This window comes from Dielma fastidiosa, assembly GCF_000313565.1.
In the GTDB taxonomy this organism is placed as follows: domain Bacteria; phylum Bacillota_I; class Bacilli_A; order Erysipelotrichales; family Erysipelotrichaceae; genus Dielma; species Dielma fastidiosa.
The window spans coordinates 524891-550142 of sequence record NZ_HE578923.1 but is presented as its reverse complement, the minus strand read 5'-3'; the positions used below and the strand labels follow the sequence as shown (position 1 = coordinate 550142).

Below are 25252 nucleotides of genomic sequence, written 5' to 3'. Positions count from 1 at the left end.
ATATAACTAACTCCAGATTATAAGGATGAAAATTATGATTAATAAAAACAGTTTAAAATCATTGTCTGATCACCATAAAATATTGATCCGGGAAGAAAGCTATGCCTACTTATTGCCATGTGTTGAACTCAGTCATTTAATTTCCAATTTTACGATTACCTTTCCTGATAAAACTACGATTTCTGATGATTATACAATTATGCCGCATGGCAGCAACACACTTGTTTTCTTTCAATATAATGATAAACTACACAGCTTTTTATTCGGGCCGACGACAAAGCCGGTTAAAGTTGGTGATCTTGCTAACCAGTGCAGCATTATCTTCATCATTGAATATCAGCCGGCCGGCTTTTTCCCTTTTGCAAATATCAACCAAAAAGAGCTTACCGACCGCATCATCCCTTTTTCAATGATTAATGATTCTCTTGATTCAGCGATGCGCGCAATTTTAGAAACAGCATGCTCTGCCGATGAGCTAATAATGAATTTTGAAGCCGTTCTGCTCCAAAACATTCAATTTCCCTACCCTGAAGAATTAGCGCTTGCATTGCAGTTGATTATTCAAAGCAGCGGTATCAGCAGCGCCGCAGCTATCGCCGCTCATGTCTCTTATAGCCCCAGGCATCTAAACCGGCTGTTCAATTTATATTTAGGAATGAGCATTAAGGGATTCTCTCGATTAGTAAGAATCAATAAATCGATTCAACTGCTGAATGATAATCGATCAATAAGTGAAATTTGTGAAATATTAAGTTACTATGATAGCTCGCATTTTGTGAAGGACTTTAAAATCGTGTGCCAGCTGACCCCTCAGGAATACCGAGCTCACATGTCCGATTTTTACAGTGAAATCGCCAAGTTTTAAACCTATAATATTTTTATATGAAACAGAAAGAGAGATTGATAAGATGAAATTTAATGAAACGACAATTCGTATTTTAGTTCGTAAAAATTATGGAGAATGCTATGATTTCTATACCGAGAAAATAGGACTGATACCAGTATGGGGCGATCGCAGCGGCCCCTACACTTCTTTTACCGTAAGTCCTGATCTGCCGCCATGTTTCGCTATATTTGACGGCAGTGCGATGTCTTTGTTTCCCGGCTATTCTCAGCCTGATACAGATAAACAGCCTGATACAATAGCGGCTGTCATCCCTACCCTTAACTTAGATGCAGACTATCAGCGTCTGAAAGCGGCGGGTGTTGATTTTCTCAATGAACCGCAAACAATAGAAGCATGGGGGATGCGCTGTACCTACTTCAGAGATCCTGAAGGTAATCTTTTTGAATTAAATGACGGTGATATTTAAGGAGTATAGATTATGAATTGGGAACCTTGGACAGGCTGTTATATGCACAGTGATGGCTGTGCAAATTGTTATTTTTATGGGCCGCATGCCAAACGGTTTGGCCAAAATACCATCAAAAAAACAGATAAATTTGATTGGCCGATAAGAAAAAATGCTAAGGGTGACTATAATATCAAGGGTAATAAAATACTTGCGACTTGTTTTGCTACTGATTTCTTTTTGCCGGAAGCAGACGCGTGGCGTCGGGAAATTTGGGCGATGATTCGGGAACGGTCCGACATTGATTTCTTGATTTTAACCAAGCGGATTGATCGGTTCATGACTTCACTGCCTGCTGATTGGGGTGATGGTTATGACAATGTTAATCTTGGCTGCACTGTTGAAAATCAAAAAGCGGCTGACTATCGGCTGCCATTATTTTTATCTTATCCAATAAAACGCCGTTTCATTGCCTGCGCGCCTTTACTGGAAGCCATTGATTTAAGACCCTATCTTCATGGTGTTAATCATGTGAGTGTTGGCGGTGAAACAGGCCGTGACGCCCGTGTTTGTAATTATGACTGGGTTCTTGACCTGCATACACAATGCCAAGCAGCCAACGTGACTTTCTGGTTTAAAAATACCGGTTCTAAGTTTGCCCATGATGGTGTGATTGAAAATATTAATCCCTTTAAACAAACATCAAGAGCCAGGGAATTAGACATTGATATATCCGATGGCAAACGATTGTTTTAAAATATCAAAATGCGGAAAGAAAACCTGATCCAATGACCAGGTTTTTTTCTACATTTCTTTATCAAATTTAATCCGATAATAAATACTAATACCAACAACAAGCAAATAACAGCCAACCAGCATTAACACAAGCACCGCATCCACACCCATTAATGAAAACGTAAGCAGCAGCGCGGCAAAGATATAAATCATGCTGTCATAAGCCTTAGCTTTAGCCTGATTAGCAATCAGGATGTTTCGCTCATCCTTAGATTCAATGGCTATCTGGCGGTAAGCATCCGGTGATTTAGCCAATGTTTTGGCTTGTATCCAAATCCCCATGCCATGTCCAATTTACCTTCGGCCAAACCCATTTAGTCAGATCCATAACCTCGAAAGCCGATGCGGTTACCTCATGCGGATAAGTCAAAATGTCTGTCTTTAACTCTTGCATATTATTTAATAACGGCTGCCAAATAGCTGCCGTACAATTTAATCCATAAAGCAATAACGCTTTTTTCACAGTACCATCTCCCAAGCTATTATATCATATGTGTTTATATATATGCTTCTTATTGTTTCAGCTGTACGATGGGTTATAGTTTTGTTATAATAGCAATAGAAACGAGGATTTGTCTATGGATCAAGATTTACTGTTAGAAGGAAATATATCGGTAAAGGCAGCTTTGCTTGCGAAGGTGCGTACCGTCTGCGAGGTTATCGTTGATGAGCATAAAAATGATAAGGATACCCGTTATATATTGGCCAAGGCTTATGAAGCGGGTGTTGAGGTGAAAAAGGTCAGCCGTGACGCGATCGACGATATCGCTGAGGGGAAAACCCATGGCGGTTTAATTGCCAGAGTGAGTGAGCGCAGATATCAGTCATTAGCGGATGTGATAAATCTTTCAAACCCCTTTTTAGCACTGGTCGAGGGTGTTGAAGACCCATTCAACTTTGGTTATTTATGCCGAATCCTTTATGCAGCCGGGTGTGATGGCCTTTTAGTCAGTTCCCGCAACTGGAGCAGTGCCGCAAAGGTGGTTACTAAATCGAGTGCCGGAGCCAGCGAATATCTGCCGATAATACCGATAGAAGATTTTGATGAGGCTTTAAGCCAGCTGCATGAACGGCAAATTAAAATCTATTGCGCAATGCGGGAAAACGCTATTGAATACTATGACGCTGATTTTAAATCACCTGTCTGCATCGCGATTGGCGGTGAGATGCGCGGTCTAAGTAAAACGGTTCTGTCGCATTCAGATCAAAACATCTATATTCCCTATCCCAATGATTTCCGCAACGCGTTAAATGCTGCCGGAGCAGCTTCAGCCATTGCCTTTGAATGTGTGAGACAGCGACGCCATAAGTAAGAAAACAGAGAGTTCTGATTCATTTCCAACAATGACAAACTCTCTGTTTTAATTAATTATAATAACATTGATTAAGAATCATTAGTCTTTCTGATCGTAAGCTTTAACCTCTACACTCTGCTTTTCAAAATCAATAAATGTTTGAAAGGCATAGCGGTTTTCATCCTCATCCCAGATTTCCACAAATACAGGTGTAACCTCAATCAAAATCTCAGTATCTTCATGACTGTAAGCATTATAGCTCTGCCAAAGATATTTTTTATAAGCTGTTTCAAATTTACGTCCTTCCTCTTCCACAACTAAACCTTTATTGACAGCGATTCCTTCAACCTGCACACCGCCGACACATAAGGCTACTCTTGGGTTTTTGAAAAGCTGCTGCGTCTTTCTGAAATTTTTATCAGTCTTAAAATAGATTTTATCATCGTAAAATAAACAGCTCACATTTCTTACCATTACATAATCATCCACACTGGACGCCAATGCCATAATCTTACTTGTTCCCAGTTTTTTAAACATTAATGCTTTTGCTTCATTAAATTCCATTTTCTTTGCCTCCTATTTATAGATATTTATGAATCAAACCGCTGATTTTCTTATACACGATCAGCGTTACTGCACAATTCGCCGCCGTCTTAATGATGTTAAATGGCAGAATGCCAATCAGCGCCAGTGATGAAACATCATTAATCAGCGGATTAATACTGTGGCTTGAGGTTACAATTGAATCCATGGTCATGCCATATAGATTGATATAAAAAGGAATGATCATTGTAAGATTCGTAATAACCGCTGTGATAATACAAAGCAGCGCACCCGCAATCAGTCCCTGAATTGCCCCCTTTCTGGTTTTATTCTTTTGATAGATTATGGCTGCCGGCAGAACCATGGCGCAGCTTAACATCAGCCCCTGCAGCTCCCCTACCAGCATCGACTTGCTGCCGGATATTATAAGCTGAATCAAAATCTTAACCAGAATAATTAAAAACGCACTGAACGGCCCTAACGCAAATCCACCGATCAGTTCCGGCACACCCGCCAGATCAAAGCTTAAAAAGGGCGGCATAAAGGGCAGTGGAAAGCGAAACAGCATCAGCACAGAACCTAGGGCACCCATCATGCCAATCAGCGTCAAATGCTTCATCGAAAAAGCTTTATGCATAGAAATACCTCCAATCAAAAAAAGGAAACGAAAAAAAATTCGTCTCCGAGTGTACACAGAAAATGTCTTTTCTCATCCGGACTTTAACCGTCGGTTCTGGAATTTCACCAGATCAGCTGCTGTTTCGCAGGTCATGGACTTTACCATCGGTAGGGACTTACACCCCGCCACAAAGACTTGATATTCAATTTTGAATGCAGGTTATGCCGAAACATCCTCTGTAATTCTATTATAAGCAGTTCATCAAACAAATACAATCCCAAAATAAATTTTTACTTTACGACCTTTATATCATAGACATTTTCCACGCCTAGAAAATGAATCAATGCTTTCGTATATAAAGCTGAATATACAAATAAGAATAATACAAGAATGATCATAATCAGCATAAAATCTGTGGTTATTTGCTGAAGCAACAAATACAGCAGAGTATAAAGAATCATACCTAGCACAAACATTGTGATGATAGCGAAGCGTTTTAAACCAACTCTCAGCACCTTCTTACAATGAGCGCATCTCACCCGAGTATTCCACTGCACGAGTGAAAAAGGGATATGGTGTCCGCAGAATGGGCATTTCAGCTCAATATCAGTCAGCTGATGCCAAATTTTCATAAAGCCTTCCATACGCTTAATCCACAAACAAGAATCCACAGAAAATGTAGATCATGTTAATAAAGAAAGAATTAACACCAAAGAAAAATAAAACCTCAGATACAACCGCAATTTCAAACAGTCCCAGCTGCATCAAGACCAAAAACAAGACAATAATGATTGCCAGTACCTTTTTCAGCACTGCCGGATTGCGGCGTTTACGGCTTTTATTCAATGAAGTGCCAAATAAAAATAAAGCACTTACGGTAATAATCGTCAGCAGCATCGCGGTAAAGTTGCTGTAAAAGTAAGTATTGATCAGCTTTACGATGAACGCTGATAAAAAGATAATCAATACCGGATAGCCTAAACGCTTTACATCATCCATTATTCATCCAGCGTGATACTTGTCATCACGTCTCCATTATGCATATTGCGGACAGCGCCCATATTATCGGTTACACAGCCAAATACCGTATGTACGCCATCTAAATGCGGCTGAGGTTCATGACAGATAAAGAACTGACAGCAGCCGGTATCCTTACCGCGGTGAGCCATTGATAAAGCCCCAGTCACATGCTTATGCGGATTATTCTTTGTCTCACATGGAATTGTATATCCCAAATCACCAGCACCGGTGCCGTAAGGGCAGCCGCCTTGTGATACGAAATTTTTAATTACCCGATGAAAGGTTTTGCCGTCATAATAACCTTCTTTAATTAATTTCACAAAATTGCCGACCGTAATCGGAGCTTCTTCTTCATAAAGTTCAAATGGGATCACTGCCCCGTTTGCCATTGTAATTTTACCAGTTAACATTTGTTTCCTCCTTAAATCCTGTATATAAATATATCATTTTTCAGCGGCTTTTTAAAGTATCAATCAAAAGAAAACCGTACCTTTCCATGAGGTACGGCAGTGATTATATGATTTGCGCAAAATTTTGTGAATTGATAAAGCGAATCTTACGCTTACGGATGATTTCATTGCCAAAGACAGCGTCAAATTCAAGATCCTTAAAAATATTAGTACGGCCGGTTATAATATTTTCAAATACTAAATTAGACTGATGAAATTTGAAGCGCACTTCATTAACAAGCGATAGATGGGTTGTCTCTAAACCATGCACACCAAGCACGATGGCCTCACCATCATCCACCTTTTTAATTTTATCATCATCGATAATATGCTCTGAGATCCAGCTAGTTTTCGCACCGCTGTCAAAACCTGCCAATGCGTATTCCTTTTTGCCGTTAAGGACAACCAGCGTCGGAAACATACCGCTGATCATATTGCAGCTGCTGACTTCGCCCTGATATTGAATGACATTAAATGTGCGGTTGGCGTCATCAATTTCAAAATCCAGCTGACTGAGAATATCCCAGCCTAAGATCCCTTCAATTCCCGTCAATGAGATACCAAACAAGGTTGGACTGATATCCTGCAAAGAGGAAAGCACCATCGGCTGATTGACTAATTCCAAGGCACCAACGCGAAGCTTTTTCACAACTGCTGCGGATAATTCCTTAGCACTGCCGGCAAAGCTTTCAATCTGCATGACACCCTGATTGCTTTCACAGCCGCATTCTTTAGCGCATTTCTCTGTGATTGCGGAAACCTGAGCCCCGGTATCAAGCAAAAAGCTTTTTTCAATGTCATTAACTGAAACATTGATCAGATATAAACCAAACAGATTTTTACGCAGCGGCACACTGAATTCCGGCAGATACAGCCGTTTTTCCTGAGCCGGGCCGCCGTTCGCGAGATTCTGATAAACCTCTTCCAGCTTAGCATGATGCATCGAAGAAGCCATAACCCGATTCAATAAGCGCTGATATTGGGGTGTATTCTGTATCATTGCCGGTTTTGTATCAACAACATAGCATTTATGTGAATTAAACATTGCTTGTTTCCTCACTTTCATAAACGATCTCACCATTGATCATCGTTTTCATTACCTCTGCTTCATAAGATAATAAATTGCCTTTCACAAATACGAGATCCGCATCCTTGCCGCTCTCAAGGCTGCCGACCCGATCAGCAATGCCCAGGATTTCCGCAGGATTGATTGTAATAGCCTTTAACGCTTCCATTTCATCAAGACCATGCTTTACCGCCAAGGCCGCGCACAGACTCAGGTATTCTTGAGGAATAACCGGAGAATCCGTGATAATAGCAATTTTAACACCTGCTTTATTTAAAATGCCCGGTGTATTAAAGCTTTTTTCCTTTAACTCAAATTTAGATTTATTTCCCAAGCTTGGTCCTACCAAAGCCGGAAAGCCACTGGCTTTTACTTCATCTAAAATCAGATGGCCTTCCGTACAGTGATCGAGAGTACAGTTCAGATCAAACTCCTTCACGATCCGCAGGGCGGTTAAGATATCATCAGCGCGATGAGCATGAATTTTCAGCGGCATCTTTTTTTGAATTACCGGAATCATCGCTTCCAGTTTCATATCTAAAGCCGGACGTTTGCTGATATCATCACCGGCCGCTTCTTTTTTAGCCAGATATTCCTTAGTTTTCAATAGCGTTTCACGCAGATAAGCCGCAGTCTGCATGCGTGTCTTAATCTTGCTGTTTTGATAAACGCGTTTCGGATTTTCACCAAAGGCAACCTTCATTGCGACATTATCTTTTATAATCATTTTATCGATACAAGTACCGTTTGTTTTATAAGTAGTAAAGGTACCGCCGATTACATTTGCGCTGCCCGGCCCCGCGCAGACGCTTGTAACACCATGACTGCATGCCAGACGCACCGTTTCATCCATTGGGTTGATACCGTCAATGGCGCGCAGCTGCGGGGTGATAGGATCAGTGCTCTCATTGACATCATTGCCTTCAAACTGAATACTTGATTCATGAAGACCTAGATGGCAGTGAGCCTCAATAAGACCTGGATAAATGTTAAATCCAGAAGCATCAATTACCTGTTTCGCATCAACTGCCAAATCCTTGCCGACTGCTTTAATCTTGCCGTTATCAATCAGGATATCACCTTGCAGAATACCCGCTTTACCCATAGTATAAATCATTCCATTTTTAATTAGAAGCATAAATCAACCTCCTCGCTTATCAGTATTATACACCAAAACTAAAAATTACACTATTTCGATCTCGATCATTGAGCGTCAGACTGCAAACATGTATAATAGTTTCAGGAGGATTCTGCAATGAAAACAAATAAAGAACATTTAGTAATACAATCTGTACAAGGACGCGTCCATCATCCGACCATGCGCGGGGCTGGATATCGGGTCGGCTTTGACGGCTGGGGACGAATCCTAATGGCTACCGGCGGTATTACCTATAATTACGCGATTGGTGATTGCTGCATGGGAATTGCCGGTGATCATATTGAACCGGGGGTCAGCTTAAAGAACGCGGATGCCAGTGAAAATGACGCAATGAATGCTTTTGCCTGTGTCGGCAATACCGCAAAAGTATTAACTGGTGATGCCAAGGGTGAGCTGGGCTTTGTGACCGGCAAGCATGGCGGCATTGATCATGTCATGATTTACTTCCCGAGTGAAACACTTGAAAAAATGGCTGTAGATGACAAGGTGCTGATTAAGGCGCATGGTCAAGGCATGAAGCTGCTGGATTATGAAGAGGTCATGGTTATGAATACTGATCCTGAACTCTTTGATAAGCTGGGAATTGAGGAAAAAGACGGCAAGCTGATCGTCCCGGTAACCCACATCATACCTGCTTATCTGATGGGCAGCGGTCTTGGTTCGGCAACCTTAATGAGCGGTGATTATGATATTACAACCCAAGATAAAGAAGCCGTTAAAGAGCTGGGATTAGATACGCTGCGCTTTGGCGATATCGTTTATATCCAAGATAATGATGGTCATAATGGCGCGCATTATCTGAAAGGCAGCGGCAGTGTCGGTGTCATTGTCCATTCAGATTCCTTTACTTCAGGTCATGGTCCTGGTGTCTGTGTCATGCTGACATGTAAAAAGGATACATTGAAACCAAAAATCTGCAAAGATGCCAATCTTGCCAATTATCTTTTAAAATAGTTATTTAGCTGCGCAAAGCGGTTTCGGCAATGCGGACATTTTTAGATTTAATAACTGTCGTTTTACAATAAAAAGTGATACCACACAATAAAGGAGCCTTATGGAAATCATTGAAGCATCAAGAAAATTTATATATCGCAATGCCCGGCCGCTTGATCTAGCACGCTGGCATTACCTGTTTGAAAATGGCAGCAAACAACCGGTGATAGACGCCTTAAGCAGCTATCAAAATCCAGACGGCGGGTTTGCGAATGCCCTAGAGCCTGATTGCTGGAATCCTAATTCATTGCCAATTCAGACATGGGTAGCCACCAGAATCATTGATGAAATTGAATTAAACGATAAGCAGCATCCACTCATCACCAACCTTTTAAATTATCTGGAAACAACCACTGCCTTTGATGGTCATTGCTGGCATGGCTTAAATAACGTTTCCTCAAATAACGAATATCCGCATGCACCTTGGTGGTCTTACGATGCTGAAGCTGGCTCAGGCTATAATCCAACCTCAAGCTTAATCGGCTTTATCCTGAAATACGCAGACAAAACATCATCGATTTACAACTTAGGCACCCGCCTGCTGATTGAAGCTTATGATTATTTAAAAGCGAATACACCGCTTGCTTCAATGCATGAAACGGCATGCTTTGTCGAACTGTATGATTATTTAACAGCTGAGCCTCTTAACATCATCGATTTAAACGAATTTAAAGCTTTATGTATGCAGTCAATGAAAGCACTGCTAACTTTTGAAACTTCATTATGGGATACCACTTACAGCTGCAAGCCCTCTTTATTCATCAAGAATAAGAAGAGTGATTTCTATCCTGAATTGGCAGAGCTGTGCGCCTATGAATGTAAATTCATCAAACAGACTCAAAATGATGATGGTACATGGAATGTAACATGGGATTGGGGTGAATATCCAAGAGAATGGTCAATCAGTGAAAATTGGTGGAAGAGCGATATTATCATCAAAAACATAAAATTTTTAAAATCCATGATTTAAAAAAACGGCATGATTGTGCCGTTTTCATATGCTTAATAGCTGACTGCTGTTTTCAGCCGTCGGTTATTGCTCTGCCATTCCTCTTCTTTGCATAAATGATCAAACATATTGTTTGTCTCTTCAAGCTGAGCATTGCCAATTTCTGAATAATAATCTTTCCAAACCTCATCCATTAAGGATTCCAGTTTCTTCTCCATCTCAAGCATTTCACATTCTCTTTTTGTCATTATTTCTCATCCCTTTAACTAGCATGTATTATTTTACCTGAATAAAAATCACATACAAGACTTGATTTTTATAATCTTTGCTAAATCTTAACAAAGTTTTCACTTTTTCTTCACATCGCCATGTAATAATAAGATTAGGTGATACGATGAAAAAATTAGTAAGTATTATTATTCCCGTATATAATGTTGAGGATTACCTCACTTTCTGTCTTGATTCGCTGCTGAATCAGACTTATGAAGATCTTGAGGTAATTGCTGTGGATGATGGTTCAACCGATAACTCATTGGCTATTTTAAATGCTTACGCGGCAATGGATCAGCGTCTGCGTGTAATCTCACAAGCAAACAGCGGCCCGTCAGCAGCTCGTAATTTGGGCTTGTCGATGTGTCATGGTGAATACATAACGTTTATGGACAGTGATGACTGGGCAGAGCTGACCCTGATTGAAAAGCTGGTAAATGCCTTGGAAACTGATCAAAGCGATATCGCGATCTGCGGACACTGGATTGCCGGCAGTCATTATAAATTGAAGGTCAGAAGCCGCAAGTCATGGGTTCTTGATCAGAAGCAGGCTGTGAAAATGATTCTTCAGGATAAGGTCATTAAGAATTATGCATGGGGAAAAATGATCCGCCGAAGTCTGCTGCCCGCACTGCAATTCCCTGTCGATCAGATCTATGAGGATGTGCGTTCAGTCTATAAAGTATTTCTTCAGGCATCCCGCTTTTCGCTGCTGAATGAGCCGCTTTATTATTACCGGATGCGTCAGGGAAGCATTACCTATTCACTGCCTGCGATGAATGCCGCTGAAATGAAAAAAGCCTATCAGGAACAGCGTCATGAGATTGCGAAGTTTTATCCTGAGCTGATCAGCTGTACCGATATGAATCTATTTAAAGCCAATTTTCTAATTCTTTATACTGCTGCCCGTGATAAGCTGATGATGATTAAGCCGGTTTAACACTGGCTTTTTTTCTTTACTTCATCCGCTGATTATGCTAAATTGAAACTGACGAAATGAGGAATGAGTATGGGTACTTCATCAAGAAGAATGGATATATTTAATCTACTACAAAAGAATAAGGCGGTGGAAGTCAGCGAGCTGGCCCGTTTGTTTAATGTATCGACAATGACGATTCGGCGTGATTTAGAAATGCTTGAAAAGCAGGGCTTAGTAACAAAGAATTATGGCGGCGCGCAGCTGAATCAGGGGGCTGCGATTGAACCAAGCTTCACCTTAAAACAGAAAACCCAAATGAATTGTAAGAGTGCGATTGCTAAGGAAGCGGCCCGTTTTGTACAGGATGGCGACAGTATTCTTATCGACTGCGGTACAACCACCCTGCAGCTTTGCCGTTTCATTCAGGACAAGCGGATAACGGTTATTACAAATTCGTGGCCGGCGGTCAGCTATCTGCAGGCGAACCCCAAGATTAAGCTGATTCTGGCGCCCGGCATTTATTCAAGCACCAGCAATGGCGTAATCTCTGCCATGACGATTGATTTTTTCCATCAGTTTCAAGCTGACAAGGTATTTGTCGGCAGTCAGGGCTTTGATTTAAAAGAGGGTGCCACAGTACCGGACATGGAGGATTGTCAGGTTAAGCGGGCGCTGATTAAAAGCGGACGTAAAAAATTTCTCATGATTGACCATGAGAAATTCAACACTCATTATTTATGCCGGCACGCAGCTGCCAGTGAATTTGATGTTATTATTACTGACAACCAGCTTGACGCTGCTTTGCGAGCTGAAGCTGAAGCATTAAAACTGCCATTGATTCTGGCTAAAGATTAAGCCGCAATGGCTTTTTTTTCTATTAAAAACTATACGATATTCTCACCCAGCAAGATCTTAGGCATCGTTATCAGACAGCGGTTCCAGCGTTTATAAAACTTTTCCAAGCCTCGCTTAGATACCTGCGCATGAACCTCTTCATTTTCAACTGTCCAATGCAAAATATATGTTACTTTTCCGATATATCTGGTTAAACGAAGCGGCGCCTTGCCTTCTTTTACAGCATTGAAATCTTCTTGCCGATGAGTGCGCTTGATGTATTTTACATCTATAACACCAGGTTGTGAAAGATAAAATTCCGCAACCTCTTTCATTAACGCCTCAATTTCATCCTGCTTATCAATTTTAGCTTCATAAATACATATTTCATTAAACATTATAGTTCCTCCGCGGCTCTAAATTACAAGCTTAATTCAACACATAAAATCAGGCAAGAATTAAATGGACAGCTTCCAGGCTATTCACGATAGATGCGTTTATGGGTACGAAAATGCAGCTTCCATTTGCAGCAGTCATTCAAGTGCAGCATAACATGACGGGTGGGCGGCATCAGCAATAAACCCGCAACATCCTTTTTGCCCCAATAATCAAGCAGCCAGATTGAATCTTCATGCTCACTTACACCCTTGACAGCCCGTATTTTATCTAAATCTTCTGCCTGTACCTGACGCCGCATATCCCCCGCCTGAAGCTCGCTCACAATGGTTCGGGTACGCAGTGATACTTGCCTGCAATAATTCAACAAAGCATTGATATCCACCTGATGACTGAATCGAAGAATTTCATCATCTGACCAAGCATTGCCAGTATCAGTAAACTCAATCCCCATAGCCTGCTGCCACATAGAATCAAAAAGCTGTTCCTGTCTGGCGACAAGATAATTCATCGTTAAATCTTCAATGCGAGCCGTATGCCACAGCACCCATGCTATCGTCTCATCGCTGCCGGCAGCCATAGCGGTATATTCCTGAACTGTCAGATCATTTAAAAGCGCATCAACCGCATTCAAAGCTGTCATCATATTGTCTGAAGGATGCAGTGACGCATGAATGGCTAAAAATAATTCTTTGGCGATTTCAAGCTGGTCTGGCTTACGAATTATCTTTTGTAATGCTTTATGCTGTTCACTTAAGCCTTCACCAAAATACTTCATGAATTATCCTCCATGTCCCTGCATTATTCCATAGCGATGCCTAACTCATGAAGCAGCCCCTTGACAATTGCCATACTTAGCTGATTCTGGCCATCATCACTCATCAGAAAATCAGCCTCTTCATTGTCAGTTAAAAAGCCCATTTCCACAATGATGCTCGGTATTTCATTCTCCATCAGCAGCTGCAGAAGATTCACTGACGCATCCTTGGGTTCCCGGTTAGGCAAGCCGTCAATCTTCTGTAACTGCGCATTGACAGCATCACTCAGCGCCATGGCCTTCGCATCATCAAAATACACATAAATCTCACTGCCCTTAACCTCACCGGCCAGATCGGTTGAATTACAATGCAGGGATACAAAATAACTGGCATTAGATGCATTGGCAATCGCACTGCGTCCGCGCAGATCTGCCACATTATCATCAGGCCAAGGTACATTATCATCCTCACGGGTCATAATGACATTCACCCCATAATACTCAAGCGCGCTTTTAATCTTCTTGGCTACGGTCAAATCAATATCCTTCTCCAAGATACCGTTATAAGACACCGCTCCATTATCATAACCGCCATGTCCCGGGTCAATAACAACAGTCGGTTTTGCCTGCTGTTCCACAATCGGCGGTTCTATATTCGCGTTTACATCCTCATGCGTAAACAGACCAATCAAAAATTGAATACTCATCACCAAGAGAACGATTATCGTTAAACATCCACCTGCGAAAATAATACAATGCTTTATATTTAAACGTCTGCGGCGTTTCATATTTATCACCATCCAGCTATTATTAAACCTTATTTGCTGCCTGATTGCTACTAATTATGAATAATCCGACAATTTCCCATAATTAAAAGCCGCGTTAAGCCTGCTCCTGCTTCATGTCATTAATGATTTCCATAATGATCTCATAGGAATCACTTTCTTTATTTAACAGAGCTTTATAGCGATCAAAAATCTTTAACGTTTTCTGCGGATACTCATCAAGATAAGCTAATCCATAATAAAGAATCGCTTCTGTTTTATCATTACGCTTATCAATGGCTGCCAGCAGCATCTTTTCACCTTTGGGATTCTTCAAAGCCACATAGGCAGTTGCCAATTCAACTTCAAGCGCATAAGCCAGAAAATCATTCACATAGCTGAACTGCTTATTGAAGCGGAGCACAAAATCAATGATTTTTTGGTAATAGCGCGGATCATTCATTCTCCCCTGTTCCATGCATTCATCCAGATAATCAACGATGATGCTGTGCAGATCAATGCCGTCATTGACCTCATAAGTGATGCGGTCAAAATTATCTAAATCAAAACATTTACACATCTTAAAGAAACGCTGAAAACAACTCTCCAGCTGCGCAATTTTTTCGCAATCATCAAGCTCAGCCTCACGTAAGTCATCAAGCCGTTTAGAAATTAAGCCGTAATGTTCAAATTTAAACTGATGAAACTTGCTGAGAATGAGATATATTGCCTCATCAATGAAATCACGCGGATAAATGCTGCATGTATCATCAATCGTACATGTTTCAAAAATTTTATCTGAAACCTTTAAATCATTCCAATTCTTTGTCAATTCATCAACGATCTGTTCATAGCTCCATGTGCAGCCCATTGCCTTTAGATTTTCCATCATCAATGACTGATCCATTGTTTCAAGATCAGCATACATTTTATCCATTTTTTCAGCTAATTGCTTTTCATCAATCATCATTATTTACGCTCTCTTTCTATACAGCTGATTAATGCCTTAATAAATCGCTCATCATCAGCCTCACTTCGTTTTTTTATATGCCCGCAGCGCTTGGTCTGTTTGCGGATTTTAATCCCGTCACTGCGTTGATTTAAAAGCTGAAGAATGCTTCCATCATCAAATTCCATGCCTGAGGGATGCAGACAGACTGCCCCTTTACCCAAGGCGAGAGCAGCCAGACCGGTATCCTGAGTAACCAGCAAATCTCCCTTTCTGATACGTTTTAAAATCTCAAAATCAGCATGATCATGGCCCTGATCAACAATAATGATTTCTATGCCGTCAATCGCATACTGATGAGCCGTATCACATACCAGAGTAACCGGTATATCCCTTTGCTGAGTGATCCATAAGCATTCATCAATGACCGGACAGCCATCACCATCAATAAACAGACGCATTATTCCTCACCACTCAGCAGACCAGCTTTAATAAATGCCTTCGCAAAGCCATCATGCTCTAAATCATCCGTAACAAAATCAGCGACTTGTTTCAGGCTTTCCTTCGCATTTCCCATGGCAATTCCCAGATTGCATAGCTTTATCATATCAATATCATTGCCGCCATCACCAATCGCAATCGTTTGACTAAGATCAGCATTCAGATGCTCAAGCAGCTTCAAGATTGTTTTTGACTTAGATACACCCTTGATGGCAATTTCGCCGCTTTCCTTGCCAAAAACCGGCACCGTACATGGAATGATTTCAAAACGGTCCTTGAATTGATCCGCGATCCTGTGATACGGCTGACTGCCTTCAAGGAAACATATCTTACTGACATCTTTATCATAATAATCACGACTATTTATGAGACAGGCAGTAAAAGGGTGATCCTTCACCTTTTCAATCTGCATCAGCTTCATCAAATGAGGAATACAGTTTTCACTGGCATATAGACCACCGCTGCACTCCACAAAGTAATCCATCTGATAGCTGTCTAATGCATCTACAATTGCTCTGATGTCCGCTTGTTCCATCACTAAATGCATCAACACCTCGCCATGATCCTCAAGATAACTGCCACCCGCACAGATAAAGCCGTCAAACCCGATAGCCATAATATTTGCGTGTAATTCTGCCTTGCTGCGGCCGGTGGATAGATAAAGCTTATGGCCCTTCTTCTTCAATTGTTCACATGCCCATAGTGTACTCTTTGCCAAAACGACGTCATTGCCGACTAACGTGCCATCCACATCAATGAATATGATTTTCTGTTCCATAGCTATTCCTCATTCTTTCCCCTACTATTATAAAAGATAAAGCTCTTGCTGTCTATCAAGCCAAAGAAAAAGAACCCGCAAAAATTTAGGTTCTTTATAAACCACACTGCACCATAACAATGGCCCGCTTCATTTTTCTTTACTTATATCCGTTAGCCGTTTAATCCCTGCCGAATCAATCAAAGACTGCATTTGTTCCCTTGCCATCCGATTCAATTCTATCAATCGATCCTCGCGATCCAAACCGCGTTTAATCAACTCGGCATTAAAACTTTCCATATTAGAAAGTATAATAAGTTGCTGCAAGGTTGCATGATCACGAATATTCCCATCTAATCTCGGATTTGCATCTCGCCATTGTTTTGCCGTTTTACCAAACATTGCTACATTTAAGACATCGGCTTCTGTTGCATATGTAAAGCTCTGATATTGTTTTGGCAGTTCCGGTACAATCAGGTGTTCTTTGATAGCGTCCGTATGAATTCGGTAATTGATTTTTGAAATCTCACGGTTCATATTCCAATTAAGAGAAAGCCTGCTGTTTTCATCCGCCTTTAACCGTTGATAATCCGTGATAATGTATAGTTTGAATTCCGGCGAAATCCACGAAGCAAATTCAAATGCAATATCCCGATGTGCAAAAGTCCCTCCATTACGTCCAGCTTTAGAATACATACCAATTGCGGCTGTTGCTTCCAACCAGCGTTTCGGGGATAAAGTAAATGCATTAGAACCAGCCCGTGCCTTAAACCCCTCGAATTCGAGGGGTTTAAAATCCGAATTATGTAAAGTCTCCCATAACCCCAAAAATTCAATAACATCACGGCTACGCATCCAATTTTGGATTGTTGCAGCCGGATCTTCACTTTTATATTTCGCAATATCAGTTAAAGAAATATAGTCATCATAACTTCCATCCGACACAACAGAAATTTGCATCCCCTTAGCACTTAATTTTGCTTTTAAGACCTTTTCTTCCTTCATTTCTAACCTCCACCATTTTTTTCATTATATCAAATCCTATACTAAATGTCTTCCTTTTAACCCATCAGTTTGGAAAACTTCGACATTATATGATACTACTTTTAATTGTATTCTAACTCCGCGCAGAACATGGGCACCATTTTGGCATCATTGGCTTATTTTACACAGTTTGAACAGGAGAAAAAAAGAAATGCTGCACTTCCGCATAAACACTATGTTTTTGCTAGAGTGCAGCATTTCACAAGTAGATTTTCAATAAAATATAACATTTGACAAGACAGCGAAATTTCGCTATTTTCTATGCATTTTGAATAAAATCAAGCAACTGCTGAGCGGCCTCATTTAAGCCTGTGCGGTCTTCTTTACTAAAGCCCAAATGCGTAAAGATTTCACCAACAAAGACATTATTGGCATACAGACAATCAAATACCTTATCAATCAGCGGCGCGCAGACATCTTGCTTCTGCATCGGTCCGAAAGGATTCGCAAAATAAGTCTTTGATAAACCAACTTCCTGCGTTGTACCCAATGCCATACGCTGACCCTGAATACAAATATTCTTTACTTCTTCCTTATCGTCAATTCTTCTTAAACCGATAGCTTCACCATAGTTATTGGCATAGGCGAACAGATCAATGCGATGATTTGTTGCTACTACATCATAAGGCGCTGCCGGTGTAATAACACGTGCATTCGCACTGTCTGGATTTAAGAATACTGAACGGTCCATATCACGATATGGCGTACCCTTATCAAGGTCATCCAAACGGATAAAGGCACCGATTTCTGTACCCTGACCATAAGGGATGCCGTCTTCGATATGAATCGTACCCATATCATCAAAGACAACTTCAATATCCGAAATCACTTCATTGCCTAAGGCACGCAGCGCTTCAATTGATTCAGACTTACCGGCTCCGGAATCACCCATCAGCATGATTCCCTTGCGCTTACCATCCTTCAATGTAATATTTACAAACGCGCCGTGAATTGGCAGCCAGCCCTTCTGCATCATTGCCAGATTATGCAAAGTCAGAGACATTTTCTTAATATAGCCAAAATACTCAATCTGCTGACCATAAGATACAGAACCAACCCAAATATCTTCTTCGGTATCATGATAGAAAGTTGTTTCATTCTTACCGTCCTGATTACCAAAAAGACAGATCAGATCCGGTTTTTTCGCACATTCATCAGCTGTTGCAATTTCAAATAAGTTTGCCAGTGAAATACCTGAACACATAAAATCACGATGGAAATAAATGAACGCTAACATACTGCCGATCTTAGCCGGGAAACAGAACCATTCATCCGCATTGCCGCTGAACGTATCAACCGGATTATCCGCTCTTTCCACAAACATCCCTGTACGTTTATTAGAACGTGTTGTCAGCAGTAAAGGTGTACGCAGCATGACTGAATCAAACATTGGGATTTCTTTAAGCCGGTCATATCTTGCGGATAATTTACTCTTATTAATCCGCACTGCTGCTGCCGCATTTGTTCCTGCCTGCAGCTGACGGTATACCTTATTCTTTCTGCCCTGAACCTTTTGTTCAAGATTACGATAAATATCACGAATCAAACGGTTAAAATTAGAATCCGCCGTTACATAGCTAGATTCCTGAAGGGCATTCCCCGATCCGATATTAGTTACTGAAAAACGCTGATGACGTTTCCAGAAATTATACAGTTCTTCAATGAAATCAAGCAGCAAAGTCTTATCATTCAGATAATAGCTCTCTACTTCATCACATTCTAAAATTGTCAGTTCTCTGAAAAGCTTTGTAATTTCAACCTTAGCCTGACGGGTTGATTTACCATTAACAGCCCATGCATATAATTCAGGGTCTGTAGTTTCCAAATCATCAATAAAAGATTCCACAAGATTTTTAAACGTTGGTGAATTCAACAGCTCTGCCGGTGTACGTGCATACGATGCGCTGAAATTCAGTATTGCCATCTGTTCATTCATATACAATGTTTCTTTCATCTTTTATCCCTCGTATCTTTCTATAAGCCTACATTCTATCGTACGCTTAGCCTTTCTAATTATACACACAAAAATTTTCAGTGTAAAGTTAGTTCTTTTTCATTCTTTAATGAAAACTCTTACATCTTTTAAAAACGATTCTTTACTTCATCAATAACCTTTGATAATTCAACATCAAAGCCTTCAGCTTCATCACGCATCTTAAACTCAACAAGACCTTCACCAAGTTTACGGCCCAAAGTGATACGGCATGGAATACCTACTAAATCCATATCCTTGAATTTAACACCCGGACGTTCATCACGATCATCAAGCAGTACCTCAAAGCCTGCCGCGCTCAGCTGTTCATATAATTCTGCCGCTGCCTTTTTCTGAGCTTCATCCTTCATTGAAACAATCACTAAAGCCACTTGGAACGGCGCAACTGATTTAGGCCAGATCAAACCGTGTTCATCATTATGCTGTTCCGCAATCGCCGCCATGCAGCGTTCCAGACCAATACCGTAACTGCCCATCACAACTGGATTCAGCTTATTATTGGCATCAAGATAATTCAGTCCCATAGTCTGAGCATACTTAGTACCCAGCTTAAACGTATTGCCAACCTCAATACCCTTTGTAAATACTAGCTTTTTGCCGCAGCATGGACAAACATCACCCGCTTGAACACAGGCCACATCAGCAACAAGATCCGCTTTAAAATCCTTTAAGTTAACATTTTCAATATGATAATTCGTCTTGTTGGCACCAACAATGAAGTTTTTCATCTTAGCAACCTCACGGTCCATGACAATCTTAATCCCTAAACCGACTGGACCGGCAAAACCGACAGCCGCTTTTGTAATCCGTTCTACATCATCAAAAGCCGCTAATTCAATCTCATTTGCCTGCAGCAATTTCAATGCCTTAGTTTCATTTAATTCACGATTTCCCTTAAGCAGGAAGGCTACAAATTCACCATCTACCTTATAGATTAATGTCTTTACAAAAGAATCAGCCGTTTTATTAAAGAAAGCAGCTACCTCATCGATGGTTTTCGCATGTGGTGTTTCCACTTCATTCATCGCTAATTCAGCCTCATCGCTGACCTCACTTGTATCGATAACCTCAGTAATTTCTAAATTACTTGAGAAGTCACAGCCCTCACATTGAACGACTGTATCCTCACCAATTTCACAGATTGCCTGGAATTCCTCAGAAAGCAAGCCGCCCATAGCACCGGTATCCGCCTTAACGATCTTATAATTTAAACCCATGCGGTCAAAGCAAGCCTTATAAGCGTTAAACATTTTCATATAAGATGTATGCAGGCCCTCAAGATCAGTATCAAAAGAATAAGCATCCTTCATAATAAACTCACGGACACGGATCAAGCCATAACGAGGACGCGTTTCATCACGGTATTTTGTTTGAATCTGATAAAGATTATACGGAAAGCTCTTATAAGAAGCACCATTCATACTGGCAGCTACCGCAAATAATTCTTCATGGGTTGGTCCTAATACATAATTTTTCTGATAACGGTCCTTTAACGCAAACATATTGCTGCCAAACGCTTCACGGCGGCCAGACTTTTCATAAACCTCTTCAAGAATCAGGGCTGGCATCAATAATTCCTGAGCACCGGTACGATCCATTTCCTCACGAACAATATTTTCTACCTTTTTTAATACCCGATGTCCCATCGGCATAATCATATATACGCCATTGCTGGTTTTCTTGATCATTCCGCTTCTGACTAGCAGGTTGCCGCTTGTTGATTCTTCATCCTTAGCATTTTCTCTTAATGTATAAAAGAAGCTCTCACTCAATTTCATTTTTCTTTTCTCCCTTAATAAATTGTACTGCGATCCTTAATCATCACTTTACGGATCATATCATTTTTCTCCACCGGAAATGGTATCCTGGTGGTTAGTATCTGCATCGGCTTATTCGCTACTTCAATTTTCTCATTCATTTCATCAAAGCAGTCACCGATAATCAATGGTTCATTGGTTATATGCGGGCCAAATACCTCAGCCTGACAGCCCGGTTTGAAATTATTTCTCACCAGAATCGTTGCCATTTGGGTCGATGCATCATACGACAGCACACTGGCAATAAATTCCTGTGTAACACCGGCGCCATTAACACCATACAGATGAGCGCTGAATTTCGGCAGGCCGGCGTAGAAACCAACATCAGCCGGACGGTTTTCCGCTTTGCTTAATTCAGACAGGAAGAACGCCATCCGCGCTTCGCTGATTTCACCCTTTTCATATACCTCATCGATCAGCATACGGTATGCTTTCACAACCGTGGCTATGTAATACGTCGATTTCATCCGGCCTTCAATTTTTAATGAAGCAACACCGGCATGAATCAGATCCGGAATATAACGGGCTGCCATCAGATCCTTGCTGCTCATTGAGAACAGCTCCTGATCATCATTCAGCTTTTCATCGCCCTTATACAGCCGGTATTTCCAACGGCAGCTTTGTGCACAGCCACCGCGGTTCGCATCACGATTGGTCATATTGTTAGATAACGTACAGCGGCCGGAATAGGAAATACACATACCGCCATGAATAAAGGCTTCGATGGGCAGCGGCGAAGCAGCCGTTGTTGCCTTAATATCTTCAAGCGTGCATTCCCGAGCCAAAACCACCCGATCAACACCCTTGCTTTGCCAAAATTTAGCGGCCAATGAATTGCATGTGGAATGCTGGGTACTCAAATGCACCTCAAGCTTAGGTGCTACCGCTTTGGCAGTCATCGCGATTGTTGCGCTGGCACAAATAACAGCCGTTACCCCGGCATCCTCCAACTGTTTTAAATATTCCTTTAAATCATGCATATCTTCTTCATGCGGCAGCATATTCACGGTCACATGAATACGCGCACCATGAGCATCAGCAAACTTAACTGCCTCTTGGATATCCTCAATATCAAAATTGCTTGCCCGGGAACGCAGAGAGAATTTTTTGCCGCCGATATAAACAGCATCAGCACCATACAAGATTGCTATTTTCAAACGTTCAAGATCACCGGCTGGTGATAATAATTCAATTCTCTGTCTCATACATTCACCTTCACTGTACTTGTTTTCTTATACATAAAACCGGTACTGATATTCTGATTTGGATATTGCTTCTGATATGCTTCAAACATTTCTAACCCGGACTTTCTGCCTTCAAGCACATCACGATAATCACGGGCAGTCTGAGCAACCTCATCACTGCTCATAAACAGACTTTCAATACGCAAAGACTGTATCCCTGCCTTGACTAAGTCATTCACTTCATTAAATGAACATAAAGTAAAGCCGGTAAACACATGCGTACCAAGCTCATCTTCGATAATCGGCATATGCTCATCACGATTTTCTTCCATTAAATATAAATCATGATTGTTTTCAAGATCAAATTCACGGCCCAGAAATTCATAATAGCTGGTTAATAAACGACGCTTGGAATGCATCATATTCAACCGGCCATGAATCAGCACTTCTAAATTACCCTTGACCTGAGCGGCAATGCCAATCATTTCTTCCTTGGTGATTTCCTTTGATAATGTAACACCATTGATACCCTGATCAAGATAAAACTGTGCGTCAGCCGCATTGGTAATCAGTGTATCCGGATTGTAAATCAATTTATCTTTCATTGCTAATTCATCGGCTAACTGTAAAACCGCGCAGTCAGTGAAATAAATCTGGTCTACATTCATAGCTTTTAATAATTGCAGTTCATCACGGCACGCTTCACATTCACTTTCAGTAAAAAAACGTGTCAGCTGAACGGCGCTTTTCATATTTAATTCATGGAGCAGTTTTGTTCCTTCTTCGATTTGTTGATTAGTGAATACCCCAGCGGGTCGCGCACTAAAAAACGGCAACGCGAAGAGAACCGTATTAATTCCTGCATCATGGTACTTTTTAATATCTGCCAATTCATAACTAGCAGCACTTAACTCGAACATTTGCCACTCTCCTATCAACTACCTGTATTATTATACTGTTTTTACGGCTTTCTGTATAGCAAAACAAATGAATAAAAGTGGATTAAAGATGGGATTTTGCGGCTGTATTAGGTGAAATTGATGATAAAATAGAGAATTGCGGGGAATGATGAAATGATTTAGTGCTCTTAAGCGTGAAATGCGTGCATGCTTAGATAATTATGACATGCGCGTAAAAGAAAAGGGCGATTGCCCTCATTCTTTTGATTTTTAGATAGATGCTGAATAGAATATAATAGTCATTGGGGGTTTACTGATATAGACATTCAGCTGTTAATATTTAATAAAACTCATTCCCTATTAAAAACACATTATTAATTTAGACTAACGCAATCACTACCATAACAATATGGAATAGGGTCATCATCACCTGGAGTTGGCGGAGTAACGATTCCAGAGAACATAATACCTGCAACTAAAAGTACCTTTAATAATTTCATTCTATCACCTCTCGTGGAATAGAATAACACAACTTAAAAATTTTTGTGAATTTTAGGAATATTAGTCCGAATTTGTACATTTCAAGTTCTTTTTATTACATATTCCTAAATTTATCTAAAACTCTCATTAACTTTCTTCTGCAACTTTTGTTGTTTTTCTCTACTTTCTCCATCAAACTTTTGATTTCATTTATAAAAACAATGTAATAAAAGGAATCATGTGAACCTAAAGCAGGAAAAACAAATGAATCAATATAATTGACCAATTCTTTTATATTAACTACACTACTCTTTAGATTATAATAACTATAAAACACTTTTTCTCTATCAGTGATGACAGCACATTCATCTAAAGGTTTAAGTTTAAAATCAAAACTAAAATCATTTTCATTGAAAATTATATATTTTAAACATATTGCACTTTGAACATAAAAATTTTCATCATGTAAAGTTTTTAGAAAATACTTTTTAGATGTTATATAATCCCCACCTTCAAAATATCTTATTGCTAAATTAAACATACATTTCATGACCAAATTAGAGTTAATTGGTCCTTCACATGTTTCAACAAGGCGATTAAATTTTTCTTCATATTTTACAATTGATTTTTCTTGTATATTCCCTATTAGCCAAAATATTCTGATGTAAACATTAAGAAGTCCGTTATAATTATGTTTACTGGAATATTCGTGTTCAATTTTACTCAATATTTCTAAGCAATCAAAATGATACTTTAAGCATAATAAATATACGGCATAGTTCAACTGATTTACACTATAATTAGAATGTGATAAATCCAAAAGTTTAAAAATTTCATTTGATTTATCGAAGTATTTTGAACCTTCAAAAAAGCCATAAAATTTGAAGCAATACTTAAAAATGATATCTGTCAAAACATCAACTATATCTTGACTCAAATATTTCATCGTATTAACAAAATGATCGATTTCTTTCTCGACATTGATACTTATAAAGTGATACCTATAAATCATTTCAAACGCTCTGATGTACTCATACTCAATGATATATTTCCGATATGGCTCTAACCTTTTAATCGTCTCATAACAGATTTTCTCCATCATTTTCGTATCATACCATTCAACTGCATCTCTTAACAGCCTGCATTGGTTTAAAATATAGTCATCCATATCATGCCGGTAATTATAATTAAAACCTAATTTAGCCAACGCACCTAAATAAAATTCATCATTCTTAGCGGGAATATCCTTATTAAAATTAGTCGCTACCTGCCTTGAACAAACATTTTCGATCAGATCAAATAAAGTAATCCCCATTTCCTTTTGATAGATTCTGATCAATCTTCCTACTCTGATCTTATTCTTGTTACTGATAACTATTTCCTCAGCCATTCGACATCACCTTTCTTCAGGGGTTTAAATCAACCATTAAAATCAGATTTGTAAACATTTAATCACACAATAATTATATCAATAATCAATACTATTCTGCTAGTATAGCTTCATATAC

The 25252-nt window shown here is 40.1% G+C and carries 31 protein-coding genes and 1 riboswitch; of the genes, 8 read left to right on the top strand and 23 right to left on the bottom strand.

Annotated elements, in window-relative coordinates:
• Positions 1-34: 34 nt before the first annotated feature.
• From DAHG_RS03070 to DAHG_RS03060, 3 genes are read left to right on the top strand one after another with little or no spacing between them, the layout of a single operon-like run.
• Entirely contained in the window at positions 35-865 is an 831-nt protein-coding gene (locus DAHG_RS03070) for an AraC family transcriptional regulator (protein WP_022936852.1), read from the top strand.
• A gap of 43 nt (positions 866-908) precedes the next feature.
• Positions 909-1313, top strand: a complete 405-nt coding sequence (locus DAHG_RS03065) for a VOC family protein (protein WP_022936851.1) — start codon at positions 909-911, stop codon at positions 1311-1313.
• Between the two features lie 12 nt (positions 1314-1325).
• On the top strand, positions 1326-2048 hold the full coding sequence (locus DAHG_RS03060) for a DUF5131 family protein (protein WP_022936850.1): 723 nt from the start codon (positions 1326-1328) through the stop codon (positions 2046-2048).
• 48 nt (positions 2049-2096) lie between these two features.
• On the opposite strand, the gene DAHG_RS18615 is transcribed toward DAHG_RS03060, so the two are convergent.
• Together DAHG_RS18615 and DAHG_RS03050 are read right to left on the bottom strand one after the other, a co-directional pair.
• The gene (locus tag DAHG_RS18615) at positions 2097-2369 is read right to left on the bottom strand and encodes a hypothetical protein (RefSeq protein ID WP_034456334.1); all 273 of its coding nucleotides are present in this window, start codon (positions 2367-2369) and stop codon (positions 2097-2099) included.
• On the bottom strand, positions 2335-2550 hold the full coding sequence (locus tag DAHG_RS03050) for a hypothetical protein (RefSeq protein ID WP_022936848.1): 216 nt from the start codon (positions 2548-2550) through the stop codon (positions 2335-2337). The genes DAHG_RS18615 and DAHG_RS03050 overlap by 35 nt, the downstream gene beginning before the upstream one ends.
• A 115-nt stretch (positions 2551-2665) precedes the next feature.
• On the opposite strand from DAHG_RS03050, the gene DAHG_RS03045 reads away from it, so the two are divergent.
• The gene (locus DAHG_RS03045) at positions 2666-3400 is read left to right on the top strand and encodes a TrmH family RNA methyltransferase (RefSeq protein WP_022936847.1); all 735 of its coding nucleotides are present in this window, start codon (positions 2666-2668) and stop codon (positions 3398-3400) included.
• Between the two features lie 81 nt (positions 3401-3481).
• Here the strand turns inward: DAHG_RS03045 and DAHG_RS03040 are convergent, their stop codons facing one another.
• The 7 genes from DAHG_RS03040 to DAHG_RS03010 all read right to left on the bottom strand — a co-directional run bounded on the left by DAHG_RS03040 (position 3482) and on the right by DAHG_RS03010 (position 8217).
• Positions 3482-3946: a pyridoxamine 5'-phosphate oxidase family protein gene (locus DAHG_RS03040; protein ID WP_022936846.1), complete on the bottom strand. Its 465-nt coding sequence runs from the start codon at positions 3944-3946 to the stop codon at positions 3482-3484.
• A 16-nt stretch (positions 3947-3962) separates the two neighbouring features.
• Positions 3963-4562 (bottom strand): ECF transporter S component, encoded by a 600-nt coding sequence (locus DAHG_RS03035; protein WP_022936845.1) that lies wholly within the window; start codon positions 4560-4562, stop codon positions 3963-3965.
• 60 nt (positions 4563-4622) lie between these two features.
• Positions 4623-4743: riboswitch (FMN riboswitch) on the bottom strand.
• 91 nt (positions 4744-4834) lie between these two features.
• Positions 4835-5176, bottom strand: a complete 342-nt coding sequence (locus tag DAHG_RS03030; protein WP_146211912.1) for a hypothetical protein — start codon at positions 5174-5176, stop codon at positions 4835-4837.
• Between the two features lie 16 nt (positions 5177-5192).
• Positions 5193-5543, bottom strand: coding sequence for a hypothetical protein (locus DAHG_RS03025; RefSeq protein WP_022936843.1), 351 nt, complete (start codon positions 5541-5543; stop codon positions 5193-5195).
• The gene (locus DAHG_RS03020; RefSeq protein ID WP_022936842.1) at positions 5543-5974 is read right to left on the bottom strand and encodes a peptidylprolyl isomerase; all 432 of its coding nucleotides are present in this window, start codon (positions 5972-5974) and stop codon (positions 5543-5545) included. The genes DAHG_RS03025 and DAHG_RS03020 overlap by 1 nt, the downstream gene beginning before the upstream one ends.
• 103 nt (positions 5975-6077) lie before the next feature.
• The gene (locus DAHG_RS18610; RefSeq protein ID WP_022936841.1) at positions 6078-7058 is read right to left on the bottom strand and encodes a retropepsin-like aspartic protease; all 981 of its coding nucleotides are present in this window, start codon (positions 7056-7058) and stop codon (positions 6078-6080) included.
• Positions 7051-8217 (bottom strand): amidohydrolase, encoded by a 1167-nt coding sequence (locus tag DAHG_RS03010; RefSeq protein ID WP_022936840.1) that lies wholly within the window; start codon positions 8215-8217, stop codon positions 7051-7053. Before DAHG_RS03010 ends, DAHG_RS18610 begins: the two co-directional genes overlap by 8 nt.
• 117 nt (positions 8218-8334) lie before the next feature.
• On the opposite strand from DAHG_RS03010, the gene DAHG_RS03005 reads away from it, so the two are divergent.
• Together DAHG_RS03005 and DAHG_RS03000 are read left to right on the top strand one after the other, a co-directional pair.
• Entirely contained in the window at positions 8335-9192 is an 858-nt protein-coding gene (locus DAHG_RS03005; protein ID WP_022936839.1) for a DUF4438 domain-containing protein, read from the top strand.
• Positions 9193-9292: 100 nt separating this feature from the next.
• Complete coding sequence (locus DAHG_RS03000) at positions 9293-10201, top strand: hypothetical protein (protein WP_022936838.1); 909 nt, start codon at positions 9293-9295, stop codon at positions 10199-10201.
• Positions 10202-10233: 32 nt separating this feature from the next.
• Here the strand turns inward: DAHG_RS03000 and DAHG_RS02995 are convergent, their stop codons facing one another.
• On the bottom strand, positions 10234-10428 hold the full coding sequence (locus DAHG_RS02995; protein ID WP_022936837.1) for a hypothetical protein: 195 nt from the start codon (positions 10426-10428) through the stop codon (positions 10234-10236).
• Between the two features lie 146 nt (positions 10429-10574).
• Between DAHG_RS02995 and DAHG_RS18605 the strand changes: the two genes are divergently transcribed.
• Both DAHG_RS18605 and DAHG_RS02985 read left to right on the top strand, forming a co-directional pair.
• Positions 10575-11390, top strand: coding sequence for a glycosyltransferase family 2 protein (locus DAHG_RS18605; RefSeq protein ID WP_022936836.1), 816 nt, complete (start codon positions 10575-10577; stop codon positions 11388-11390).
• A 69-nt stretch (positions 11391-11459) separates the two neighbouring features.
• Positions 11460-12224, top strand: a complete 765-nt coding sequence (locus DAHG_RS02985) for a DeoR/GlpR family DNA-binding transcription regulator (RefSeq protein WP_022936835.1) — start codon at positions 11460-11462, stop codon at positions 12222-12224.
• 29 nt (positions 12225-12253) lie between these two features.
• Here DAHG_RS02985 and DAHG_RS02980 read toward each other — a convergent pair whose 3' ends face one another.
• The 13 genes from DAHG_RS02980 to DAHG_RS02920 all read right to left on the bottom strand — a co-directional run bounded on the left by DAHG_RS02980 (position 12254) and on the right by DAHG_RS02920 (position 25134).
• Entirely contained in the window at positions 12254-12601 is a 348-nt protein-coding gene (locus DAHG_RS02980) for a hypothetical protein (RefSeq protein ID WP_022936834.1), read from the bottom strand.
• 80 nt (positions 12602-12681) lie between these two features.
• Entirely contained in the window at positions 12682-13377 is a 696-nt protein-coding gene (locus tag DAHG_RS02975; RefSeq protein WP_022936833.1) for a DinB family protein, read from the bottom strand.
• A 23-nt stretch (positions 13378-13400) separates the two neighbouring features.
• Entirely contained in the window at positions 13401-14144 is a 744-nt protein-coding gene (locus tag DAHG_RS18600; RefSeq protein ID WP_161650496.1) for an N-acetylmuramoyl-L-alanine amidase family protein, read from the bottom strand.
• Between the two features lie 94 nt (positions 14145-14238).
• On the bottom strand, positions 14239-15090 hold the full coding sequence (locus DAHG_RS18595) for a hypothetical protein (RefSeq protein ID WP_022936831.1): 852 nt from the start codon (positions 15088-15090) through the stop codon (positions 14239-14241).
• Positions 15090-15530 carry a YaiI/YqxD family protein gene (locus DAHG_RS02960; RefSeq protein ID WP_022936830.1) on the bottom strand — a complete coding sequence of 147 codons (441 nt, stop codon included), beginning with the start codon at positions 15528-15530 and terminating at the stop codon, positions 15090-15092. The genes DAHG_RS18595 and DAHG_RS02960 overlap by 1 nt, the downstream gene beginning before the upstream one ends.
• The gene (locus DAHG_RS02955; RefSeq protein WP_022936829.1) at positions 15530-16348 is read right to left on the bottom strand and encodes a Cof-type HAD-IIB family hydrolase; all 819 of its coding nucleotides are present in this window, start codon (positions 16346-16348) and stop codon (positions 15530-15532) included. The genes DAHG_RS02960 and DAHG_RS02955 overlap by 1 nt, the downstream gene beginning before the upstream one ends.
• Positions 16349-16477: 129 nt before the next feature.
• On the bottom strand, positions 16478-17332 hold the full coding sequence (locus tag DAHG_RS02950; protein WP_022936828.1) for a KilA-N domain-containing protein: 855 nt from the start codon (positions 17330-17332) through the stop codon (positions 16478-16480).
• Positions 17333-17630: 298 nt separating this feature from the next.
• Positions 17631-19325: a phosphoenolpyruvate carboxykinase (ATP) gene (locus DAHG_RS02945; protein ID WP_022936827.1), complete on the bottom strand. Its 1695-nt coding sequence runs from the start codon at positions 19323-19325 to the stop codon at positions 17631-17633.
• Positions 19326-19453: 128 nt separating this feature from the next.
• Positions 19454-21142 carry a proline--tRNA ligase gene (locus DAHG_RS02940; protein WP_022936826.1) on the bottom strand — a complete coding sequence of 563 codons (1689 nt, stop codon included), beginning with the start codon at positions 21140-21142 and terminating at the stop codon, positions 19454-19456.
• A gap of 14 nt (positions 21143-21156) precedes the next feature.
• On the bottom strand, positions 21157-22386 hold the full coding sequence (locus tag DAHG_RS02935; protein ID WP_022936825.1) for a peptidase U32 family protein: 1230 nt from the start codon (positions 22384-22386) through the stop codon (positions 21157-21159).
• The gene (locus DAHG_RS02930; RefSeq protein WP_022936824.1) at positions 22383-23285 is read right to left on the bottom strand and encodes a peptidase U32 family protein; all 903 of its coding nucleotides are present in this window, start codon (positions 23283-23285) and stop codon (positions 22383-22385) included. Before DAHG_RS02930 ends, DAHG_RS02935 begins: the two co-directional genes overlap by 4 nt.
• 353 nt (positions 23286-23638) lie before the next feature.
• Positions 23639-23764: a hypothetical protein gene (locus tag DAHG_RS21985; RefSeq protein WP_022936823.1), complete on the bottom strand. Its 126-nt coding sequence runs from the start codon at positions 23762-23764 to the stop codon at positions 23639-23641.
• Between the two features lie 95 nt (positions 23765-23859).
• Entirely contained in the window at positions 23860-25134 is a 1275-nt protein-coding gene (locus DAHG_RS02920) for a hypothetical protein (RefSeq protein ID WP_022936822.1), read from the bottom strand.
• Positions 25135-25252: the final 118 nt, after the last annotated feature.

Excerpts from the sequence above, each read along its gene's own strand:
- DAHG_RS18595 (WP_022936831.1), bottom strand. The coding sequence starts at position 15,090 with ATGATGATTGATGAAAAGCAATTAGCTGAAAAAATGGATAAAATGTAT.
- DAHG_RS03005 (WP_022936839.1), top strand. The coding sequence starts at position 8,335 with ATGAAAACAAATAAAGAACATTTAGTAATACAATCTGTACAAGGACGC.
- DAHG_RS03030 (WP_146211912.1), bottom strand. The coding sequence starts at position 5,176 with ATGAAAATTTGGCATCAGCTGACTGATATTGAGCTGAAATGCCCATTC.
- DAHG_RS03000 (WP_022936838.1), top strand. The coding sequence starts at position 9,293 with ATGGAAATCATTGAAGCATCAAGAAAATTTATATATCGCAATGCCCGG.
- DAHG_RS03035 (WP_022936845.1), bottom strand. The coding sequence starts at position 4,562 with ATGCATAAAGCTTTTTCGATGAAGCATTTGACGCTGATTGGCATGATG.
- DAHG_RS02935 (WP_022936825.1), bottom strand. The coding sequence starts at position 22,386 with ATGAGACAGAGAATTGAATTATTATCACCAGCCGGTGATCTTGAACGT.
- DAHG_RS21985 (WP_022936823.1), bottom strand. The coding sequence starts at position 23,764 with ATGAAATTATTAAAGGTACTTTTAGTTGCAGGTATTATGTTCTCTGGA.
- DAHG_RS18605 (WP_022936836.1), top strand. The coding sequence starts at position 10,575 with ATGAAAAAATTAGTAAGTATTATTATTCCCGTATATAATGTTGAGGAT.
- DAHG_RS03040 (WP_022936846.1), bottom strand. The coding sequence starts at position 3,946 with ATGGAATTTAATGAAGCAAAAGCATTAATGTTTAAAAAACTGGGAACA.
- DAHG_RS02940 (WP_022936826.1), bottom strand. The coding sequence starts at position 21,142 with ATGAAATTGAGTGAGAGCTTCTTTTATACATTAAGAGAAAATGCTAAG.
- DAHG_RS03070 (WP_022936852.1), top strand. The coding sequence starts at position 35 with ATGATTAATAAAAACAGTTTAAAATCATTGTCTGATCACCATAAAATA.
- DAHG_RS02930 (WP_022936824.1), bottom strand. The coding sequence starts at position 23,285 with ATGTTCGAGTTAAGTGCTGCTAGTTATGAATTGGCAGATATTAAAAAG.
- DAHG_RS02950 (WP_022936828.1), bottom strand. The coding sequence starts at position 17,332 with ATGAAGGAAGAAAAGGTCTTAAAAGCAAAATTAAGTGCTAAGGGGATG.
- DAHG_RS18615 (WP_034456334.1), bottom strand. The coding sequence starts at position 2,369 with ATGGGGATTTGGATACAAGCCAAAACATTGGCTAAATCACCGGATGCT.
- DAHG_RS02960 (WP_022936830.1), bottom strand. The coding sequence starts at position 15,530 with ATGCGTCTGTTTATTGATGGTGATGGCTGTCCGGTCATTGATGAATGC.
- DAHG_RS03010 (WP_022936840.1), bottom strand. The coding sequence starts at position 8,217 with ATGCTTCTAATTAAAAATGGAATGATTTATACTATGGGTAAAGCGGGT.
- DAHG_RS18600 (WP_161650496.1), bottom strand. The coding sequence starts at position 14,144 with ATGAAACGCCGCAGACGTTTAAATATAAAGCATTGTATTATTTTCGCA.
- DAHG_RS02980 (WP_022936834.1), bottom strand. The coding sequence starts at position 12,601 with ATGTTTAATGAAATATGTATTTATGAAGCTAAAATTGATAAGCAGGAT.
- DAHG_RS03045 (WP_022936847.1), top strand. The coding sequence starts at position 2,666 with ATGGATCAAGATTTACTGTTAGAAGGAAATATATCGGTAAAGGCAGCT.
- DAHG_RS02945 (WP_022936827.1), bottom strand. The coding sequence starts at position 19,325 with ATGAAAGAAACATTGTATATGAATGAACAGATGGCAATACTGAATTTC.
- DAHG_RS03060 (WP_022936850.1), top strand. The coding sequence starts at position 1,326 with ATGAATTGGGAACCTTGGACAGGCTGTTATATGCACAGTGATGGCTGT.
- DAHG_RS02985 (WP_022936835.1), top strand. The coding sequence starts at position 11,460 with ATGGGTACTTCATCAAGAAGAATGGATATATTTAATCTACTACAAAAG.
- DAHG_RS18610 (WP_022936841.1), bottom strand. The coding sequence starts at position 7,058 with ATGTTTAATTCACATAAATGCTATGTTGTTGATACAAAACCGGCAATG.
- DAHG_RS02955 (WP_022936829.1), bottom strand. The coding sequence starts at position 16,348 with ATGGAACAGAAAATCATATTCATTGATGTGGATGGCACGTTAGTCGGC.
- DAHG_RS02995 (WP_022936837.1), bottom strand. The coding sequence starts at position 10,428 with ATGACAAAAAGAGAATGTGAAATGCTTGAGATGGAGAAGAAACTGGAA.
- DAHG_RS02975 (WP_022936833.1), bottom strand. The coding sequence starts at position 13,377 with ATGAAGTATTTTGGTGAAGGCTTAAGTGAACAGCATAAAGCATTACAA.
- DAHG_RS02920 (WP_022936822.1), bottom strand. The coding sequence starts at position 25,134 with ATGGCTGAGGAAATAGTTATCAGTAACAAGAATAAGATCAGAGTAGGA.
- DAHG_RS03065 (WP_022936851.1), top strand. The coding sequence starts at position 909 with ATGAAATTTAATGAAACGACAATTCGTATTTTAGTTCGTAAAAATTAT.
- DAHG_RS03025 (WP_022936843.1), bottom strand. The coding sequence starts at position 5,543 with ATGGATGATGTAAAGCGTTTAGGCTATCCGGTATTGATTATCTTTTTA.
- DAHG_RS03020 (WP_022936842.1), bottom strand. The coding sequence starts at position 5,974 with ATGTTAACTGGTAAAATTACAATGGCAAACGGGGCAGTGATCCCATTT.